Below are 18,776 nucleotides of genomic sequence, written 5' to 3' on the forward strand. Positions count from 1 at the left end.
TAACGCGTGGTACTGGCGGACGGTGTAACCGCCGCCGCCCGCCCAGCGAACTAACCGTCGGATGCCTTGCGCTCCGACGGTTTTTTATTTGCGGGGCGGAAGAATTGCGGATCGCGTACGTTTGCCCGTTAGTGGAGGGCCCAGAACGGCGCGCGGGCAAGGTGGGTTTGCGGCGGGGTCAAGACGGGGCCGAGGTGGGCCGATTCGACAGGAGCAACATCATGTGGATCAAGCGCAGCAGCAGGATCATCCTCAATGGCGACGACATCGCCGCGAGCGAGATCACGCCGCAAAAAGTGTATGAGCAGCGCCGCCGTTTGCTGCAGGCGGCCGGGGCGGCCGCGCTTGGCGGTGTGGCGGGCCTGTTCGGCGTGCGCGACGCGTTCGCGGAATACGCGCCGCCCGATGCGAAGGCCCTCAAGCTCGCCGCGAAGACCAACACGAAGTTCGTCGCGCTCGACAAGGTCACGCCCTACAAGGACATCACGACCTATAACAACTTCTACGAATTCGGCACCGACAAGGGCGACCCCGCCGAGAACGCGCATACGCTGCGGCCACGTCCATGGAAGGTGAGCGTGGAGGGCGAGGTGAAGAACGCGAAGGTCTACGACATCGATGAGATTCTCAAGCTCGCGCCGCTCGAGGAGCGCGTGTACCGGCACCGCTGCGTGGAGGGCTGGTCGATCGTTGTTCCGTGGATTGGCGTGTCGCTTTCCGAGTTGATTCGCCGCGCGGAGCCTACCGGCAATGCGAAATACGTGCAGTTCATCACGCTTGCCGACCGCTCGCAAATGCCCGGTCTCGCCGATCCGATCCTCGATTGGCCGTACTCCGAAGGATTGCGCATGGACGAGGCGATGAACCCGCTCACGCTGCTCACCGTGGGGCTCTACGGCCAGGTGCTGCCGAACCAGAACGGTGCGCCGGTGCGCGTGGTGTTGCCGTGGAAGTACGGCTTCAAGAGCGCGAAGTCGCTCGTGAAGATCCGCTTCGTGGAAAAGCAGCCGCCCACGAGCTGGAACACCTACGCGGCCAACGAATACGGCTTCTATTCGAACGTCAATCCGAACGTGGATCACCCGCGCTGGAGCCAGGCGACGGAGCGGCGCATCGGCGAGGACGGCTTTTTCGCGCCCAAGCGCAAGACGCTCATGTTCAACGGGTACGGCGATCTGGTGGCGTCGATGTATCAGGGCATGGATCTGCGCAAGAACTTCTGAGCTTTGCACGGGATCGCTGTAGGTGCTGAAGCACCCACTCCGATCGACAGTCGCCAGATGGCAATGGAGCAATCGATGGAATCGACGACCGTTTCTCCGCGCGCGGGCGTGGGCGCGGCGGCCACACGCGCAGCGCGGGCGTTGCCCGCAGCCAACGGTCCGCGCTGGCTGCCGTGGGCCAAGGGCGTGGTGTTCGTCGCGGCGTGGTATCCGCTAGCGCGGCTGGTGTTCTACGGCGTCACGGACCGGCTCGGCGCGAACCCGATCGAGTTCATCACGCGCTCGACCGGCCTCTGGACGCTCGTGTTCCTCTGCATCACGCTCGCGGTCACGCCGTTGCGCCGCCTCACCGGCTTCAATGCGCTGATCCGATTTCGGCGCATGCTGGGGCTCTACGCGTTCTTTTACGCCGCGCTGCACTTCACCACCTATATCTGGTTCGACAAGTGGTTCGACGTGGCCGCGATGCTCAAGGACATCGGCAAGCGGCCCTTCATCACTGTGGGCTTCACAGCGTTCGTGCTGCTGATTCCGCTCGCCATCACCTCGACGCGCGCGATGGCGCGCAAGCTCGGACGTCGCTGGCAGACGCTGCACCGGCTGGTCTACGCGATCGGCGTGCTCGCGATCCTGCATTTCTGGTGGATGAAGGCGGGCAAGCACGATCTCGCGCTGCCGAAGCTCTATGGCGCGATCATGATCGTGCTGCTCGGCTGGCGGATCGGCGCGTGGCTGCTTGCGCGCTGGAAGGCGCGATCGGCGACATCGCCGTAATCGATCATGCCAGGCACGGGCAATAAAAAAAGCGACGCACGGTGCGTCGCTTTTTTGCATTCAGCGCGGAGGCTTCGTTCAATCCGGCAGCAGATGCTCGCCGGCGAACAGTTGCTGCACCGTCTCGCGTTCGCGCGCGACGTGCGCACGCGTACCGTCGACCAGGACTTCGGCCGCGCGCGGACGCGTGTTGTAGTTCGAACTCATCACGAAACCGTAGGCGCCCGCCGAGCGGATCGCAAGCACGTCGCCGGCCTCGATCGCGAGCGTGCGCTCGCGTCCGAGCCAGTCGCCGCTCTCGCACACCGGGCCGACGATGTCGTAGGTGTGCGCATCGCTCGCGCGCTCGGTGACCGGCTCGATGGCGTGATACGCCTCGTACATGGCTGGGCGCGCGAGATCGTTCATCGCGGCGTCGACGATCGCGAAGTTCTTTTCCACACCGGGCTTCAGGAACTCGACGGTCGTAAGCAGGATGCCGGCGTTGCCAACCAGTGAGCGGCCCGGCTCGAAGTACACGTCGCGGGTCTTGCCGGTCTTCGCGCCGTGCGCCTCGATGCGATCGAGCACGGTGCGCACGAATGCGCCGATGTCGGGCGGCGTTTCGTCGTCGTAGCGGATGCCGAGGCCGCCGCCCACGTCGATGTGATGGATCTGCACGCCATCCGACTCGATTTGGTCGACGAGCTCGAGCACCTTGTCGACGGCGTCGAGATACGGCGCGACTTCAGTGATTTGCGAGCCGATATGGCAGTCGATGCCGACCACGTCCAGATGCGGCATGGCCGCCGCCGCGCGGTAGGTCGCGCGCGCCTCGTCGAACGCGACGCCAAATTTGTTCGACTTCAGGCCCGTGGAGATGTACGGATGCGTCTTCGCGTCGACGTCCGGGTTCACGCGCAGCGAGACCGGCGCCTTCTTGCCCAGTTCGCCGGCGACGGCGTTCAGGCGGTCGAGTTCGGGGATCGACTCGACGTTGAAGCACTTCACGCCCGCTTCGAGCGCCATGCGCATTTCGTCAGGGTGCTTGCCCACGCCCGAGAACACCGTGTTCGCCGCTTTGCCGCCCGCTGCCAGCACGCGCGCGAGTTCGCCGCCCGAGACGATGTCGAAGCCCGCGCCTTCGCGCGCGAACACGTTGAGCACCGCGAGGTTGCTGTTCGCCTTGACCGCTACGTGTACCGTGGCGCGGCGGCCCGCGCACGCATCGGCGTAGGCGTGCCATGCTTCGGTGAGCGCCGCGCGCGAGTAGACGTAGAGCGGGGTGCCGTACTGCGCGGCGAGGTCGGCGGCGGACACGCCTTCGACGAAGAGCGTGCCGTTGTCACGGTGAAAGGCGCGATGAAAAGCGGGCTGGGTCATGCTAGCGTCTGGTTGAAGTCGGTGCGGGGGGGCTGCTTACTGATTCGGTGCTGCGGCGGAAGCAGGTTGCGGAGCAGGTTGCAAATCGGGCTGTGCGCCGCTGGCGGGCACGGATTTGAGTTCGGAATCCGGGGACAGCGAAAGCGGCGTGCCCGACGTGTCGGGAAGCTCGCCGGCTTGCACGCCCGATGCGGGCAGCGCCGTGGCAGGCGTCGGTTGTGCGTCGTCGTCGGTTTGCGTCTCGAAATTCGGCTTCTGCGGGAGCGGCGGCACCTTGGGCATGTAGAGCGCCCCTCTCTGGCCACAGCCTGCCAACGAAAGCGCGGCTACAGCGCCGATCGCGAAAGCGGCTAGAATCGCGCGGGGCGTCGATACGCGGGATGCCGGTGCGCGCATCCTGGAATTGACACGCATAATTGTCCCTGAATGATTAACCGGTGGAGTTTAGCATGCCAGATAGTGACTACCTGAGCCGCGCGGAGGCCGTGCTGACGGCAGTAGAGCGCGTCGTGGACGGGGCTGAGGCCGATATCGAACTCGAGCGCAGCGGCAACGTTTTGACACTCGAATTCGAGAATCGCACGAAGATCATCGTGAATCTGCAGCCGCCGATGCGCGAGATCTGGATCGCGGCGAAAGCGGGCGGGTTTCATTATCGTTTTATCGACGGCGAGTGGCGCGACACCCGCACGGGCACCGAGTTCTTTTCGGCGCTCACCGCCTACGCGAGCGAGCAGGCGGGCGAGCCGGTCACGTTCAAGCCGTAAGACGACGGCTGAGGATGGCGCGCGGGCCTGTGCGTCGCGCTGTCGCCAAATGCGAAAACGGCCAGCCAAACTGAACTAAAGTCGGCTGGCTGTTTTCGTTGCGGCAGGAACTGCGCTTGGTCCCGCCGTTACGCCTTACTTACACAAGATGGACACAGTCGCACTCACCGACTGCGTATTAAGTCCATCAACAGGGTCCACGCTGGTAGCGGCCGTGATATATCCCGATTGCGCTGGCGCGTTGGCGAAGCACGCGAAGTTCGCGGTCGTTGTACTCGTTGGCGTGATAGAGATATTCTTGCCTTCCCAGTGAAACGCCTGAGCCCCGCGTGTAAAATTCCCGACCTGCCCGGAAACGCTGCAGGTACCGGAAGTGCCGCCGGAGCAACTCAGCGTCACACTACCCGGCGAGGGCACCACTTGGGCTGTGGCCGCGCCGGAAGCCGCGACAAACGCGCAAGCAACTGCGCTTGCGATCAGAATTCCTCGGAATTTGCCAATCATTTAGATATCCTTATTTTGATGAGCGAAAGGCCATCATAAATAGCTAGATATCTCATAAATAAGCCTCGCTCTCGAGCGGTGTTCCTTCTTGCGAGAGGTCAAGGAGGCAGGCCACGAAGCTGCTTGGCTGTGTCAGAGCGGCACTGCGCGTTGATTGAGCAAGAAAAAGCCGCCGTGCGACCACGGCGGCTTCCCGGTACAACATCGGCCAAGTGCGCTCAATGCCCGCGGAACAGGTTCATGATGTCTTCCTTCTCCTTGGCGTTGACCTGCTCGGGCTCCGCGCCCGCACCCGCTTGACCACCCACGCCCGAGGCACCGTTCGCCTGGGCGTCCAGCGCGGCCTGACTGATGCCCACCGTCGAGACGAAGCCGTGGCCTGGCGTGACGTCGGCGTAATAGAGTTCGTCGCCGAGCGTCACGACGCCATCGGGCATCGGCATCTTGTACTCGGGCACGCCGTTGAGCGCCTTCTGCATGTACTCGATCCACACGGGCAACGCGAGGCCGCCGCCGGTTTCCTTGTCGCCGAGGCTGCGCGGATTGTCGTAGCCGATCCACGCGATGGCCGCGAGCGTGTGCTGATAGCCCGCGAACCAGGCGTCGCGCGAGTCGTTGGTCGTGCCGGTCTTGCCGCCGAGGTCGGTGCGCTTGAGGACGTTCGACTTCGCGCCCGTGCCACGCTGGGCAACGCTCTGCAGCAGGCTGTTCATGATGTACGCGTTGCGCGGGTCGATCGCGCGCGGCGCGTTCTGGCCCGCCACGAGCGGCTGCGCCTGCGCGACCACCATGCCGCGCTGATCGGTGACTTCGGCGATCAGGTACGGATTCACGCGATAGCCGCCATTGGCGAACACCGAATACCCGCCGGCCATTTGCAGCGGCGTGACGAGACCCGCGCCGAGCGCCATCGGCAGATAGGCAGGATGGCGATCGGCGTCGAAGCCGAAGTGCGTGATGTATTGCTGCGCGTACTTCGTGCCGATGTGGTTGAGGATGCGGATCGACACGAGGTTCTTCGACTTCATGAGCGCGGTGCGCATGGTCATCGGGCCGTCGAAGCCGCCGCCGTAGTTCTTCGGCTCCCACGCCTGGCCACCCGTTTCGGCGGCGCTGAAGAACAGCGGCGCGTCGTTGATGATGGTGGCCGGCCCGAGCCCCTTATCGAGCGAAGCCGAATAGATGAACGGCTTGAAGCTCGAGCCCGGCTGGCGCCATGCCTGGGTGACGTGGTTGAACTTGTTCTTGTTGAAGTCGAAGCCGCCCACCAGCGCGCGGATCGCGCCATCCTGCGGCACGACTGAGACGAACGCGCCTTCGATCTGCGGCAATTGCGTGATCGACCATTCGCCGGGTCCGCTTGCCGCACTGCTTCCGGCATTGTTCGAGGCGTTGTGTCCGCCGTTATTGCGCGTGATACGGATGATCGCGCCTGGACGAATGCGCTGGTTCGGCTGCGCGCGCGCGCTCAGGTTGTATTGCGCGAAGCGCAGGCCGTCGCCGGTGATGGTGGCGGTGTTGCCGTCCATGAGGGTCGCCTGCACCTGCTTCGGGCTCGCGGAGGTGACCACGGCCGCGACGAGCTCGCCGTTGTCGGGGTGCTCGAGCAGGGCGTCGTCGATGGCCTGCTCGCGGTCGTCCGCGTCGGCGGGCAGTTCGATGAACGCCTCGGGCCCGCGATAACCGCGACGCCGCTCGTAGTCGAGCAAGCCTTTGCGCAGCACGCGGTAAGCGACGTCCTGATCGGCCGAATCGATGGTCGTGACTACGCTCAGGCCGCGCGTGTACGCCTCTTCGTGATACTGGGCGTACATCATCTGGCGCACCATTTCCGCCACGTACTCGGCGTGTACGCTGAATTCCTTGCCCGCGCCCTTGACCACGAGCGGCTGCTGCGCGGCTGCGTCGTATTGCTGCTGGGTGATGTAGTGCAGCTCCAGCATGCGCTCGAGGATGTACTCCTGGCGTACCTTGGCGCGCTTCGGATTCACGACCGGGTTGTACGCCGAAGGCGCCTTGGGCAGGCCCGCGAGCATCGCGCATTCGGCGAGCGTGAGATCTTTCAGATCCTTTCCGAAGTACACGCGCGCGGCGCTCGCGAAGCCGTAGGCGCGCTGTCCCAGATAGATCTGATTCATGTACACCTCGAGAATCTGATCCTTGGAGAGCTTCGACTCGATCTTGTAGGCGAGCAGCATCTCGTAGATCTTGCGCGTGTAGGTCTTCTCGCTCGAGAGGAAGAAGTTGCGCGCCACCTGCATGGTGATCGTGCTCGCGCCTTGCGAGGCGTGGCCATTGGTGAGCGCGACGAAGCCCGCGCGCGCGATGCCCGTGAGATCGACGCCGCCGTGTTCGTAAAAACGCGCGTCCTCGATCGCGAGGATCGCCTTCTTGAGGTTCTCGGGGACGTCCTGGATATGGACGATGTCGCGCCGTTCTTCGCCGAATTCGCCGATCAGCACGTGGTCGCGCGTGTAGATGCGCAGCGGCACCTTCGGCCGATAGTCGGTGAGCGCGTCGAGCGACGGCAGGTTAGGCGTGGCGACGATGAGCGCATAGCCGAGCACGAGCGCCGCGCAGGCGGCCGCGCCCACGATCAGCACGACAATGCCGACGAGCAGCTTGAGCCACCACGGCCGCTTGCGTTTGGGCGACGCGGGCGGCGGGGACGGCGGAACGGATGAGGGAGGCAGAGCTTCTTGCATACGGACACCGGAAAAACAGTCCCGCGATTATAGCCGCCTGCCCAAGCGTGCTTTCGGAATGCTTACGCAGGGTGGCGAGGCGGGCGGAACGGCCGCGAGGCATAGACGCACTCTAGCTGTGTCTCGCATGCGCGAGAAGATCGCGTGACGGTCGCACTTGATTGCATCCGGTTGATTCGAGGCCACGACATGCACGGATTGGCCATCCGGACGAGTGTGCGCGGCAAGCGCCGCTTCGCACAATTTCCCCCTGAGCGCGTCACGAATGGTTCGCGGCGCGACGCACATGGGAGGAATGCGATGAGCTTGCTCAATCCGCTGTTGCTGGGTGCGCGCCGCTTTGCTGCGGGCGTCGATGTGGGCGCGCGTGGCGTCACGCTGGTTGTTCTGAGTCAGAGGGTGTTCGGCGGCGGGCCGTTGCGCATCGAATGGCTGGGCCGCGCGCCGCTTGCGCGCGAGGCGCTCTCGGGCGTCGAGATCGTTAATCGTCAGGCGCTGGCAGGCGCGCTGCAGGAAGTGTTCGGCGCGCTGCCGCCCGCCTGTGCGCAGGCCACGCTGCGTTGCGCGATGGCGCTGCCCGCCGGCGCGACGCTGCTGGCGTCCATGCCGCTCGCGCGGCTGGCGCCCGCGGACCGGGGCGGCCGCGCGAGCCGGGCAGACCAGATGGGCCGGTTGGACATCTCAGGCCTCTACACCGAGCTCGAGCCGCTCGTGCTCGCCGAGGCGGAACGCGTGTCGGGCGTCGAGCGCGCCGAGCTGGCCGTGGATTGGCGCGTCGGCCCGCTTGCGCTGGAGTGCGGCGTGGCGTCCATGCACGAAACGCAGGTGACGATCGCGGCCACAGCGCGCGCCCATCTGGAGGCGCGCATCGAATGCGCCGCGATGGCGGGCATCGCGCTATGCGCCGTGGACGACGAGGCGCATGCGGCACTGCGCGCGATTCGTCATGCCGCTGAGTTCGAGTTGCAGCCGCACGAGGCGTGGGTGGCGCTGTGGATCGGCGCGGACGGCGTGCACGGCTGGTTCGTCGCCGAAGAAGCCGTCGTGCGAACCATGCGTTTTCCGGCGCTGGAGCACGCCGATCTGGTCGAAGCGCTGCGCGATCTGGCAGGCAGCGAGCAAACGGGCTGCACGTTCGTGGCCGGCGACCTCGCTCTGCTGCACAGCACGCATTTTTCGCTTGCCGATATCGGCGATGTGCTCGGCAGTCCCGTGCTGCCGTTCGAATGCGCGCCGCTCGCCGACATTGAACACCCGCTCGATGCCAATCTGCTGCACGACCCGTCGTGTGCGGTCGCGTTCGGCCTTGCCATGCGCGGGGTGAGCGAATGAGCGCGCGAGCGGGCATCGTGCGCGAGCAGATCGTCGTGCCGGGAATGTGGAGCGATGGATTCAACTTGCTGCCATGGCGGTCGGGCGCGATGCGTCGTTTGCGTCGTCGCCGCGCGGTCGAATGGCTGGCGGCGTTGATTGTGGGCGGCGCATGCGGCAGCGCCGTGGCCGGATGGCAGCTGTTCGAGCGCACACGGGTCGAAGCGCGCCGCGAGGCGATAGATCAACAACTCGCGCGCTTGGCCGTGCCGCTGGCGCTTGCGCACAAGCTCGAACGCGAAGCCGACGCGCGCCGCGCCGCGCGTTCCGAAGCGCAGCAGCGGGCGAAGCCGCTTGCGCATGTGTTTGCGCTCATCGACGCGTTGTCGCGGGCGCGCACGGCGGGCGTGGTTCTCGAGCAGCTTGCGCAGCGCGTCGAAGAAACAGAGTTGCACGCAAGCGCGACCAACGAGGCTGCGGCAGCGGCTTGGCTCGCAAGCCTGCACGCGATCCCGGGAGTCGAGGCGGTCGACGTGCGCGAATTGAAGCGCCCTCAGGAAACCGCGCTCATGCGCGAGCGCACCCCGCTCGGTGCGTCGCCCAGCGTGGCGCTGACTCGTGCGCCCATTCGTATAGCGGTGCGGCTGGTATGGAAGGGCGTGGCGGCGAACGCAGTCGGCGCGGCGCGTAGCGCAGGCGCGAAGGGGGCGAAATGATGGCCACGCTCGGGATGCGCGCCCGCCCCTTTGGGCGTCCACGCACGCACGGCGGTGTGCCCGGACACCTGCGCGGATGGCTGCCTCTGCATGCGTGGAGCGGCCGGCGGCGCGCCACAGTCGCTGCGGTGTTGGGTGTACTCGCCACCTGCCTGGTGAGCGGTGCTTGCGTGATCCTGGACGTAGGCGGCGAGCAGGCGGCGCAATCCACGCTTGCCGATGCCCATGCGCGGCTCGCGGGCGCGCGGCAAACACTAGCGAGCCTGCCGGCCTTGCAGCGTGAGGCGCACGCCGGGCAAGACGGACCACAGCGCGGGCGCGAGGGCAGCGCTGCTGGCGATATTCGCGGCATCTCGCAGCTTGCGGCGCAGGCCGAGCTCGTGCTGATCACGCTGGAGCCAGCGGCTTCGGGCGGCGCCCGGGGGCAGACGTTTCGCTCGACGAAGCTGGTTGCGCTGGGCAGCTTCGGGCAATTGTCGACGTTCCTCGAAGGGCTTGCGACGTTGCCCGAACTCGTCGTGCCTGCCGAGCTTTCTGTCAGACGCAGCCGAGGCGGCCTTGCGGTCTCGGCCGTGCTGCAGGTGTTCGACGGACTGCCTGCTGCTGTCCTCTCGCGCCATGGCGACGAAGGTGGCGCACTCGCCGATCCGTTCGCGAGCGGATTCTCCGGTGTCCAGGGCGCTGCTTGGACGCAGGGCGGCGCTGCGATGCGCCTGTCCGGCATGCTGGTGGAGCGCGGGCGAGCGGTTGCGCTCGTTGAAACCGCCGAAGGCACCGTGGCCGTGCAGACCGGCGCCACGCTTGCGGGCGCACAGGTGTCGAGCGTGAATCCGGTGCGCATCGTGCTCTCGCTCGATGGCGCGACGCACACCTTGGGCTGGGCGGAGGACGCCAAATGAAACTCCTGCAATTGGTGTGTCCTGGCGCCGGCCGACTTTGGGCCACAGTGCGCCGCGTGATCCGTCGGCTGAGTTGCGTGCTTGCATTGATGGCGCAGGCCGCGCCTCCCGCCCAAGGCGCTGTGCCGCCACCGCTGCCGGCGTGGCGGCAGGCTGCCGTACCGGTTGCGCGTTATGAGGCGCCGCCGCTGCCGCCACAGCCATCGCTCTCTGTCGGCGGAACGGGTGGGGAGTCTGATGCCCCGCCAGGCTGGGTCGCGAATCCGTTCGTGCCCGAGAACGGCGCAGGCGCAGCTTCGCTGCCCGGTGCTGCCGAGGGCGAAGGCGGCGATCCAGCGGCGCAGCGTGCGGCAACACCGGCCACGCCCGAGGCGTCGCCACCGCTTGAGGGGCCGCCCGTGCCACTGCGTCCACCGACACGCCTGAGCGGCGCGGCGTCGGGCGATGACGGCCTGCCGCCCGATCGCCCGATCTCGCTCAATTTTCAGCGCGCGGAGCTCACGGCCGCGCTGCACGCGTTCGCGCAATTCACGAAGCTGAACATCGTTGCGAGCGAGCGCGTGCGCGGCCAGGTCACGCTGCGGCTCGACCGTGTGCCGTGGCGCGCCGCCTTCGACCTGCTGCTCGTATCGAACGGCCTCGCCATGGAGCGCACGGGCCGCGTGCTCTGGGTCGCACCCGCAGCTGACCTCGCTGCGCGCGAGCGCCAGCTATTCGAAGCGCACGCGCGCGCCGCCGAACTGGAGCCGCTTGCGAGCCGCGCGTTCGAGCTTCAGTACGCGCGCGCCGAGGACCTGCGCCGGCTCCTCACCGGCTCGGGCACGCAGCGCGCGCTCTCGAAGCGTGGCGCTGCCGTGGCGGACACGCGCACGAATCTGCTGTTTGTCACGGATTTGCCGGCACGCCTCGACCAGATCGCGGGGCTCATCCAGCGCCTCGACGCGCCCGCGCGCCAGGTGCTGATCGAGGCGCGCATCGTCGAAGGCGACGAAGGCTTGTCGCGCGAACTGGGCGTGCGGCTCGGGCTCCACCCGACCAATCCGGACGGCGTTCCGCGCGGGCTGCACGGCGACACGGTCGGCGCGGTCTATGATTTGCCGGCGGGGCCGCTCTCCGGGTTCGACGCCGCCCAACTCGGCCTCACGCTGTTGGCCGCGCACGCAACCCGCCTGCTCGACATCGAGTTGAGCGCGCTGGAAGCCGAGGGGCGCGGGCGAGTGGTGTCGAGTCCGCGCGTCGTGACGGCGGACCGCACCAAGGCCGTCGTCGAGCAGGGCACTGAGCTGCCGTATCAGGCCAAGGTCGGACAGGGCGTCTCGGGCGTGCAATTTCGCCGCGCCACGCTGAAGCTGGAGGTCGAGCCGCAGATCACGCCCGATGGCCGTGTGATTCTCGACCTCGACGTGGCCAAGGACAGCGTGGGCGAGCAAACCGCCGCAGGGCCGGCGATTCACACCAAGCACGTGCAGACGCGGGTCGAGATCGAGGATGGTGGAACGGTCTCGATTGGGGGCATCGATGCGACCGATGACCGGGACGATGTGACGCGCGTGCCGCTCCTGGGCAAAATACCGTTTTTGGGCGCGCTTTTTTCGCATCGCGCGCATCGTGATCGACGCAGCGAACTGGTGGTGTTCATCACGCCGCGCGTGGTCAGCGGGGACTGAGCGGTCGGCGTGCGAAGCGCGTGGGTCGCGCCCCAAATTGAAGCGGCGCCGCGCGGACTGCCCGAAAAGGGCCGGACCGCGCGCGCCGTAGGCTCGACAACGCCGCCGCTTTGCCAGTAAGCTGCGGCACCAACCTTTCGTAGGAAACGCTGCAAGTGCGGGACGCAAACGCCAATGTATTTTTCGTAGGGCTCATGGGCGCCGGCAAGACGACCGTGGGCCGGGCGGTCGCGCGCCGGCTTGAGCGTCCGTTTTTCGACTCCGATCACGAGATCGAGGCGCGCACGGGCGCGCGCATTCCGGTGATCTTCGAGCTGGAAGGCGAAGCGGGCTTTCGCGAGCGCGAGGCGCACGTGATCGACGACCTCAGCGCGCGCGAAGGCATCGTGCTGGCGACGGGCGGCGGCGCGGTGCTACGGCCCGAAAACCGCGCGGCGCTCAAGGAGCGAGGCTTCGTCGTTTATTTGCGCGCGAATCCGCACGACCTCTGGCTGCGCACTCGCCGCGACAAGAACCGGCCGCTCCTGCAGACCGAAGACCCCAAGGGGCGGCTCGAAGCGCTCTATGAGCAGCGCGATCCGCTTTATCGCGAGGTCGCCGACTTCGTGATCGAGACCGGCCGTCCGTCCGTGAACGGCCTCGTCAACATGGTGTTGATGCAGCTCGACATGGCCGGCGTCGCTCGAACCCCGGCGAGCGAGTAGGGTGTTCCTGCTCGCGTCACCCATCCTGAACGAATGCCTCGCATGATTACCGTCAACGTCGAACTGGGCGACCGCGCCTACCCCATCCATGTCGGCACCGACCTTATCGGCCAGACGGCGCTGTTCGCGCCGCATATCGCCGGCAAGTCGGTGACCATCGTGACCAATACCGTCGTCGAGCCGCTTTATGGCGACCAGCTGCGCGCTGCGCTCGCGCCGCTCGGCAAGGACGTCCACACGGTCGTGCTGCCCGATGGCGAGGCGTACAAGAACTGGGAAACGCTCAACCTGATCTTCGACGCACTGCTCACCGCGCGCGCCGACCGCAAGACCACGCTGATCGCGCTGGGCGGAGGCGTGACCGGTGACATGACGGGTTTCGCGGCCGCCTGCTACATGCGCGGCGTGCCGTTTATCCAGGTGCCCACGACGCTGCTCTCGCAGGTCGATTCGTCGGTGGGCGGCAAAACCGGCATCAACCATCCGCTCGGCAAGAACATGATCGGCGCGTTCTACCAGCCACAGGCCGTGATCGCCGATATCGGCGCGCTGCGCACGCTGCCGGCGCGCGAACTGGCAGCCGGCGTGGCCGAGGTCATCAAGACCGGGGCGATCGCTGACGCCGAATTCTTCGAGTGGATCGAGGCGAATGTGGCAGCGCTCAACCGCTGCGAGCCCGAGGCGCTCGCGCATGCGGTGAAGCGCTCGTGCGAGATCAAGGCGTCGGTGGTGGCCGCCGACGAGCGCGAAGGCGGCCTGCGCGCGATTCTGAACTTCGGCCATACGTTCGGTCACGCGATTGAAGCGGGCCTCGGCTATGGTGAGTGGCTGCACGGCGAAGCCGTGGGCTGCGGCATGGTGATGGCGGCCGATCTTTCGGTGCGGCTCGGCATGCTCGACGAAGCGTCGCGCGCGCGGCTCGTGCGGGTGGTGAAGGCCGCGAATCTGCCGATCGTGGCGCCCGCGCTGGGCGCGGAGCGCTACGTCGACCTCATGCAGGTCGACAAGAAAGCCGAGGGCGGTGCGATCAAGTTCATCCTGCTCGAGCGCTTCGGGCAGACGCATATCGGCCGTGCGCCCGACGAAGCCGTGCAGGCGACGCTCGCCGCCGCCGTTGTGAAGGGTTGAATTTAGCCGCTTGAACCTGGCGGCCTGAGTTTGCGCGGCCCGTGCCTGCGAGGCCGGGGCCGCCCCACATGCGATCCTTGCGGAGGAACCGTTGAGCGACACCCGCAGCGACATCAGAGGCGAGCATTCCGCTAAGCACACAGGTCAGGACCGCGCCCACGCGCCGGGCGTTGTCGGTGTGCCAGTCGATCTGGAAGCGGGGCTCGCGCCCTACGCGGCACGTTCCGCGCAATCGCGCGGGCGTCGGTTCGCCGAGCCGCCGCCCGCCGCGCGCAGTGAGTTTCAGCGTGACCGCGACCGCATCGTCCATTCAACGGCTTTCCGGCGGCTCGAATACAAAACCCAGGTGTTCGTGAATCACGAGGGCGATCTCTTTCGCACGCGGCTCACGCACAGCCTCGAAGTCGCACAGATCGCGCGTTCGGTTGCCCGCAACCTGCGCGTGAACGAGGATCTTGTCGAAGCTATCTCGCTCGCGCACGATCTCGGCCATACGCCGTTCGGCCATGCGGGCCAGGACGCGCTCAACGAATGCATGCGCGAGCACGGTGGCTTCGAGCACAACTTGCAGAGCCTGGCCGTGGTCGACGAACTCGAGGAGCATTACGGCGCGTTCGACGGCCTCAATCTCTGCTTCGAGACGCGCGAAGGCATCCTCAAGCACTGCTCGCGCGAGCATGCGCGGCAGCTGGGCGAACTCGGCGAGCGCTTCCTGCTCGGGCGTCAGCCTTCGCTCGAAGCGCAGATTGCCAACATCGCCGACGAAATCGCCTACAACAATCACGATGTGGACGACGGGCTGCGTTCGGGGCTGCTCACCATCGAGCAGCTTGCCGAGGTCGAACTCTGGCAGATGCACTACGAGGCTGCGCGCGCCGAGTACCCGCAAATAGAGGGGCGGCGCCTCGTGCATGAGATCGTGCGGCGCATCATCAACACGCTGATCGTCGACTTGATCGACGAGACGAGCCGCAATCTCGCGAAGCTCGCGCCGCAATCGCTCGACGACGTGCGCGCCGCGCCGCCCATCGTCGCGCACAGTGAGGGCGTTGCGGCCCAAGCCGCCGTGCTCAAGCGGTTTCTGTACCGCAACCTGTACCGGCATTACCGCGTGATGCGGATGGCGAACAAGGCGCAACGTATCGTGAAGGGGCTTTTCGAGGCGTTTTCCGACGATCCGCGTCTGCTGCCCCCCGCCTACCAGACGCACGACGAAGCATCGCAGCCGCGCCAGATCGCGCACTACATCGCGGGCATGACGGACCGCTATGCGCTCAAGGAATACCGGCGCCTCTTCGTCGTGTCCGACGAAGTCTGAGTGATCCCCTGTCCTGAATCCGGAGTCCAGACGATGAACAACTGGCCGTATCCGCGCGTTGCCGCGCATCGTGGCGGCGGTACGCTCGCCCCCGAGAACACGCTGGCGGGCCTGTGTGTCGGCGCCGGGTTCGGGCACACGATGGTGGAATTCGACGCCAAGCTCTCGGCCGACAACATCGCGTTCCTGCTGCACGACGACACGGTCGAGCGCACCTCGAACGGGCGCGGTGCGGCGGCGCAGCTGCGCTATGCGCAGATTGCGGCGTTCGATGCGGGTAGTTGGTGCGATCCGCGCTTCGAAGGCGAGCACATGCCGACGCTCGCCGAGGCGGCGCAATGCTGCCGCGAGGAAGGCCTGATGGCGAATGTGGAGATCAAGCCGTGTCCGGGGCGGGAGGTGGAGACGGGCCGTATCGTCGGCGCCGAGGCGGCGCGGCTGTGGCGCGCATCGGGGCTGGATCAAGCGACAGTGCAGCCGCTGCTTTCCTCATTCTCGCCCGAGGCGCTCGCGGCGGCGCGCGATGCCGCGCCGGATCTTCCGCGCGGCCTGCTGGTCGAGCGCGTGCCCGACGACTGGCGCGAGCAGACGGCCGCGCTAGGTTGCGTTTCGCTGCATGCGAGCCACCGGCATCTGGACGAGGAACTGGTTCGCCGCATCAAGGAAGCCGGTCTTTTCATTCTCGCCTACACGGTGAACGACCTCAAACGCGCGCGGTTACTCGTGAGTTGGGGCGTAGACACCATCTGCACCGACCGCATCGACCTGATCGAGCCGTACGCGCTCGACGGATAGTGCGGCTTCAAACCCGCCACTGAGTGGCCAAGGTCGCTCGCAAGCCCATCGGCGTAGACCGCCGGGCGGGCTTGCGGCGCGTGGCGATGCTTTAGCGCAGGCGCGAAAGCAGTGCGCCTGCGACCAGCGCGACGCCGCCCACGATGGCAACGGCTTGCCACGGGTTGGCACGCACGTAGTCGTCGGCTTGGGCTATGGCTGCGTCGGCGCGCTCGCGCGTGGAGGCGCGCGCAACTTCCAGGCGCTCGCGCGCCGAATCCAGACGCTTGCGAATGTCGGCGCGCAGCTCGGCGGCGTCGGCTTGCGTGCCTTCGCCGAGCGTCGTTTCCAGTTCGGCGAGCAAATCCCGCAGTTCTTCGGCGATGTCGGCGGCCGCGTTGCGGCCGTGGCGTGCGATGCGGCGCGCGTGGCGGCCCGTGCGCGTCCAGGATTCTCCGATGGCGTCTCGCGTATTCGGGAATGCGCTCATGAATAGCTCCGTCATTGAAAACACAGGGTAAAGGGCCCGCCACGCCTGTGTCCTAAAAGCGGGCGCGGCGGGCGAAAGGGTTCAAGTATTGCGCATTTCGGGTGCCTGGCGTGCCAAGGTGTACAGGCGGGATTACGCTTGGGCTCGTCCGCCAAGGCCCGCCTGGCGGGGCTTCGCGGCCCGCGCGCGGGTGCCGGACGGCAAATCGGCGCGTCTTGTTTGCGACAAATGATTACGGGGACAGCACGGATTTTCCGGGAGGCATAGAATCAGGAAAAGCCATTCGAGATGTAAGGGATGGTTGCTGTCTATGTAGGAGGTGCCGCCCTCCGTCGGTCGCCGTGAGGGCGGGACGGAGAGCAGGACCGGGGAAGGCTGGGGCGGGGTGTTCCGAACGCGCTGGCGCTCAGAAGTTGTAGCCGACCTTCAGGAAGGTGACGAGCGGGTTCAGGTGGATCTTGGCTTCGGAGCGCCGCTGGGTGCCCAACTGGTTGGCGACGGTGGTATCGAACGTGGCGATCACACTGACCGGGATGTACGAGAGCGAGAAACCGGCGAACCAGTGCTTCGTGAAGTTGTAGTTGAAGCCCACATTAAATACGGGCGCCCAGGAACGATCCGTCGAAACACTGGTCGGACCCCCAAGTACACCTTGCTCGAATGTGGGGTTCGTGATTTTCGCGTCGGTGAACCAGACGTACGTGAAACCGATGCCGGCGTAAGGACGGAATTTTGCTTCAGGCGTGTTGAAGTAGTACTTGAGCAACAGTGCCGGGCTCCACAGGCGCGCTTCGCCAACCTTGCCGAACTGGCTGAAGCTCCCGCCGCCGGAGAGATCGAACTTCGGCGGAATGCCCAATTCGGCTTCAGTTGCGATGTGGTCAGTAATGAAGTAGCCGAGGGAGAGGCCCAGGGTGTCGGACGAGCCTACGCTGGCGCCCGTGTTCGGAATGGCGAGGTTGACGGGCCGGCCGCCCGCGCTGTCGATTTTGAGCGGGTCGCTGCTGTCCTGCGGCGCGAAGTGGAACCATCCGGTTGTAACGTAGAAGGTGTTGGCCGATTGTGCGTAAGCCCCCGACACGCAGGCGAGTGCGGCAGTGGCTGCCAGCGCCTGTTTTAATTTCATATATGTGCTCCTCCATGAAAGGCCCGCTCATTATGAACACAACGTTTGCAACAAACCAGACACGACCGTTAGAGCTTTTTCCCTAAGCGCCGCGAGCGTTCCGCTCGAGCCGTCATGCCCGCGAAAACGAGCGCTGGCGCGGCTTGGCGGGCATGCGGGTATTCACTAACGTACCAGGAAAATCGAGCATGGCACGGCTTGCACGTCTTTATGTTCCCGACCAGCCGCAGCATGTGATTCTGCGCGGACTGGACCAGCAGCCCGCTTTCGTCGACGACCAGGATTACGAACTGTTCATCGACTGCCTGAAGGCGGCGGCGCGCGATCATCATCTGGCGGTTCACGCGTGGGTCTTGATGCCCGGCGCGGTGCAACTGCTCGTCACGCCCTCTGACGAATCGAGCCTTCCCAAGGCGATGCAGGCGGTCGGCAGGCGCTACGTGGCGCATTTCAACCGCCGTTACGCACGGCGCGGCACGCTCTGGGAGGGGCGTTATCGCGCCACGGTCATCGAGGGCGAGCGCTTCTTCCTGCTCGCAAGCCGCGTCGTCGAGCTTGCGCCGCTGCGCAATCAGCTCGTGACGGCGGCGGAAGACTATCGATGGTCGAGCTATCGGCATCACATCGGGCTCACGGTAGATAGCCTCATTACCGACCACCCGCTTTACTGGGCGCTTGGCAACACGCCGTTCGAGCGCCAGCGCGCCTATCGCGAACTCTGCGAGCAACCGTTCGACGAGCGCGAGACCACGCAACTGATGCAGGCCACGCTCAAGGGCTGGGTGCTCGGCAGCGATACCTATCGCGAGTGGGCCTCGCGCACGGCGAACCGTCGCGTCTCGCCGCTGCCGCGCGGGCGGCCGCGCAAGGTGCGCGAGACTCCTGCCGCAGGCGCACCGGGCGCCAGTGCGATTGGCGCGGCAGCAACCGCCGCCGCTGGCGGCAGCGTGGCGGCACCGAGCGCACCTCAGTCTCCTGCAGGCGGGCAATCGAGCCCTAATTATTCGTCCTCTGCCGGTGCGCATTCCGATACGCATTCGGGGGGGCATGGCGGCACGCATGCGGGGAGTGGTTCCGGCGCAACGCCAGGGACAAATACGGGTGGCGCGGGCGGGCATTCGTCGGGTTCGGCGTCGTCCGGCTCGGGCAGCGGCTCCGGTTCATCGCCGGTTCATCACGAGCGCAAACCCGGCACCGGAACGCATTAATCTGCTTCCAGATCAACGGGTTATCAGGAAAAACGGCATCTTCGGGTGCCGTTTTATTTTGCTCGAATTTAATATGACCCCAATAAAATATAGGTGCAAC

15 protein-coding genes and 2 pseudogenes are annotated in these 18,776 nt (G+C 66.1%); 12 read left to right on the plus strand and 5 right to left on the minus strand.

Annotated features, from left to right (window positions below; translation table 11 throughout):
- Window positions 1–221 precede the first annotated feature (221 nt).
- Window positions 222–1,223: a protein-methionine-sulfoxide reductase catalytic subunit MsrP gene (gene msrP, locus HV773_RS15290; RefSeq protein ID WP_129562987.1), complete on the plus strand. Its 1,002-nt coding sequence runs from the start codon at window positions 222–224 to the stop codon at window positions 1,221–1,223.
- A 63-nt stretch (window positions 1,224–1,286) separates the two neighbouring features.
- Complete coding sequence (msrQ, locus tag HV773_RS15295; protein WP_129563409.1) at window positions 1,287–1,997, plus strand: protein-methionine-sulfoxide reductase heme-binding subunit MsrQ; 711 nt, start codon at window positions 1,287–1,289, stop codon at window positions 1,995–1,997.
- A 78-nt stretch (window positions 1,998–2,075) separates the two neighbouring features.
- Here msrQ and lysA read toward each other — a convergent pair whose 3' ends face one another.
- Together lysA and lptM are read right to left on the minus strand one after the other, a co-directional pair.
- Complete coding sequence (lysA, locus tag HV773_RS15300; RefSeq protein ID WP_129562986.1) at window positions 2,076–3,359, minus strand: diaminopimelate decarboxylase; 1,284 nt, start codon at window positions 3,357–3,359, stop codon at window positions 2,076–2,078.
- A gap of 36 nt (window positions 3,360–3,395) precedes the next feature.
- Window positions 3,396–3,773 (minus strand): LPS translocon maturation chaperone LptM, encoded by a 378-nt coding sequence (gene lptM / locus HV773_RS15305; RefSeq protein WP_129562985.1) that lies wholly within the window; start codon window positions 3,771–3,773, stop codon window positions 3,396–3,398.
- Window positions 3,774–3,808: 35 nt separating this feature from the next.
- On the opposite strand from lptM, the gene cyaY reads away from it, so the two are divergent.
- On the plus strand, window positions 3,809–4,126 hold the full coding sequence (gene cyaY, locus HV773_RS15310; RefSeq protein ID WP_129562984.1) for an iron donor protein CyaY: 318 nt from the start codon (window positions 3,809–3,811) through the stop codon (window positions 4,124–4,126).
- A gap of 722 nt (window positions 4,127–4,848) precedes the next feature.
- Here the strand turns inward: cyaY and HV773_RS15315 are convergent.
- Window positions 4,849–7,335, minus strand: a complete 2,487-nt coding sequence (locus HV773_RS15315; protein ID WP_129562983.1) for a penicillin-binding protein 1A — start codon at window positions 7,333–7,335, stop codon at window positions 4,849–4,851.
- A 300-nt stretch (window positions 7,336–7,635) separates the two neighbouring features.
- Here HV773_RS15315 and pilM point away from each other — a divergent pair, with 300 nt between their 5' ends.
- From pilM to ugpQ, 8 genes and pseudogenes are all read left to right on the plus strand, one after another.
- Window positions 7,636–8,667, plus strand: coding sequence for a type IV pilus biogenesis protein PilM (pilM, locus tag HV773_RS15320; protein ID WP_129562982.1), 1,032 nt, complete (start codon window positions 7,636–7,638; stop codon window positions 8,665–8,667).
- Complete coding sequence (locus HV773_RS15325) at window positions 8,664–9,362, plus strand: fimbrial assembly protein (protein WP_129562981.1); 699 nt, start codon at window positions 8,664–8,666, stop codon at window positions 9,360–9,362. The genes pilM and HV773_RS15325 overlap by 4 nt, the downstream gene beginning before the upstream one ends.
- Entirely contained in the window at window positions 9,359–10,261 is a 903-nt protein-coding gene (locus tag HV773_RS15330; protein ID WP_175195318.1) for a hypothetical protein, read from the plus strand. Before HV773_RS15325 ends, HV773_RS15330 begins: the two co-directional genes overlap by 4 nt.
- A gap of 89 nt (window positions 10,262–10,350) precedes the next feature.
- Window positions 10,351–11,928, plus strand: coding sequence for a type IV pilus secretin PilQ (locus tag HV773_RS15335; RefSeq protein WP_417629176.1), 1,578 nt, complete (start codon window positions 10,351–10,353; stop codon window positions 11,926–11,928).
- Window positions 11,929–12,077: 149 nt separating this feature from the next.
- Window positions 12,078–12,632 (plus strand): shikimate kinase AroK, encoded by a 555-nt coding sequence (gene aroK / locus HV773_RS15340; protein ID WP_035531679.1) that lies wholly within the window; start codon window positions 12,078–12,080, stop codon window positions 12,630–12,632.
- 33 nt (window positions 12,633–12,665) lie between these two features.
- The gene (gene aroB, locus HV773_RS15345; RefSeq protein ID WP_129562978.1) at window positions 12,666–13,760 is read left to right on the plus strand and encodes a 3-dehydroquinate synthase; all 1,095 of its coding nucleotides are present in this window, start codon (window positions 12,666–12,668) and stop codon (window positions 13,758–13,760) included.
- A 187-nt stretch (window positions 13,761–13,947) separates the two neighbouring features.
- Window positions 13,948–15,078, plus strand: a pseudogene (locus tag HV773_RS15350) (deoxyguanosinetriphosphate triphosphohydrolase); the annotation flags it as partial.
- 33 nt (window positions 15,079–15,111) lie between these two features.
- Window positions 15,112–15,873, plus strand: coding sequence for a glycerophosphodiester phosphodiesterase (gene ugpQ / locus HV773_RS15355; protein ID WP_175195319.1), 762 nt, complete (start codon window positions 15,112–15,114; stop codon window positions 15,871–15,873).
- Window positions 15,874–15,964: 91 nt separating this feature from the next.
- On the opposite strand, the gene HV773_RS15360 is transcribed toward ugpQ, so the two are convergent.
- Window positions 15,965–16,342: an ElaB/YgaM/YqjD family protein gene (locus HV773_RS15360; protein ID WP_129562975.1), complete on the minus strand. Its 378-nt coding sequence runs from the start codon at window positions 16,340–16,342 to the stop codon at window positions 15,965–15,967.
- A gap of 406 nt (window positions 16,343–16,748) precedes the next feature.
- Complete coding sequence (locus HV773_RS15365; protein ID WP_129562974.1) at window positions 16,749–17,468, minus strand: OmpW/AlkL family protein; 720 nt, start codon at window positions 17,466–17,468, stop codon at window positions 16,749–16,751.
- A gap of 188 nt (window positions 17,469–17,656) precedes the next feature.
- Between HV773_RS15365 and HV773_RS15370 the strand changes: the two are divergent.
- Window positions 17,657–18,346 (plus strand): annotated as a pseudogene (locus HV773_RS15370) (transposase); the annotation flags it as partial.
- Window positions 18,347–18,776 lie beyond the last annotated feature (430 nt).

The sequence above is a fragment of the Paraburkholderia caffeinitolerans genome, assembly GCF_902859945.1.
Taxonomy (GTDB): domain Bacteria; phylum Pseudomonadota; class Gammaproteobacteria; order Burkholderiales; family Burkholderiaceae; genus Paraburkholderia; species Paraburkholderia caffeinitolerans.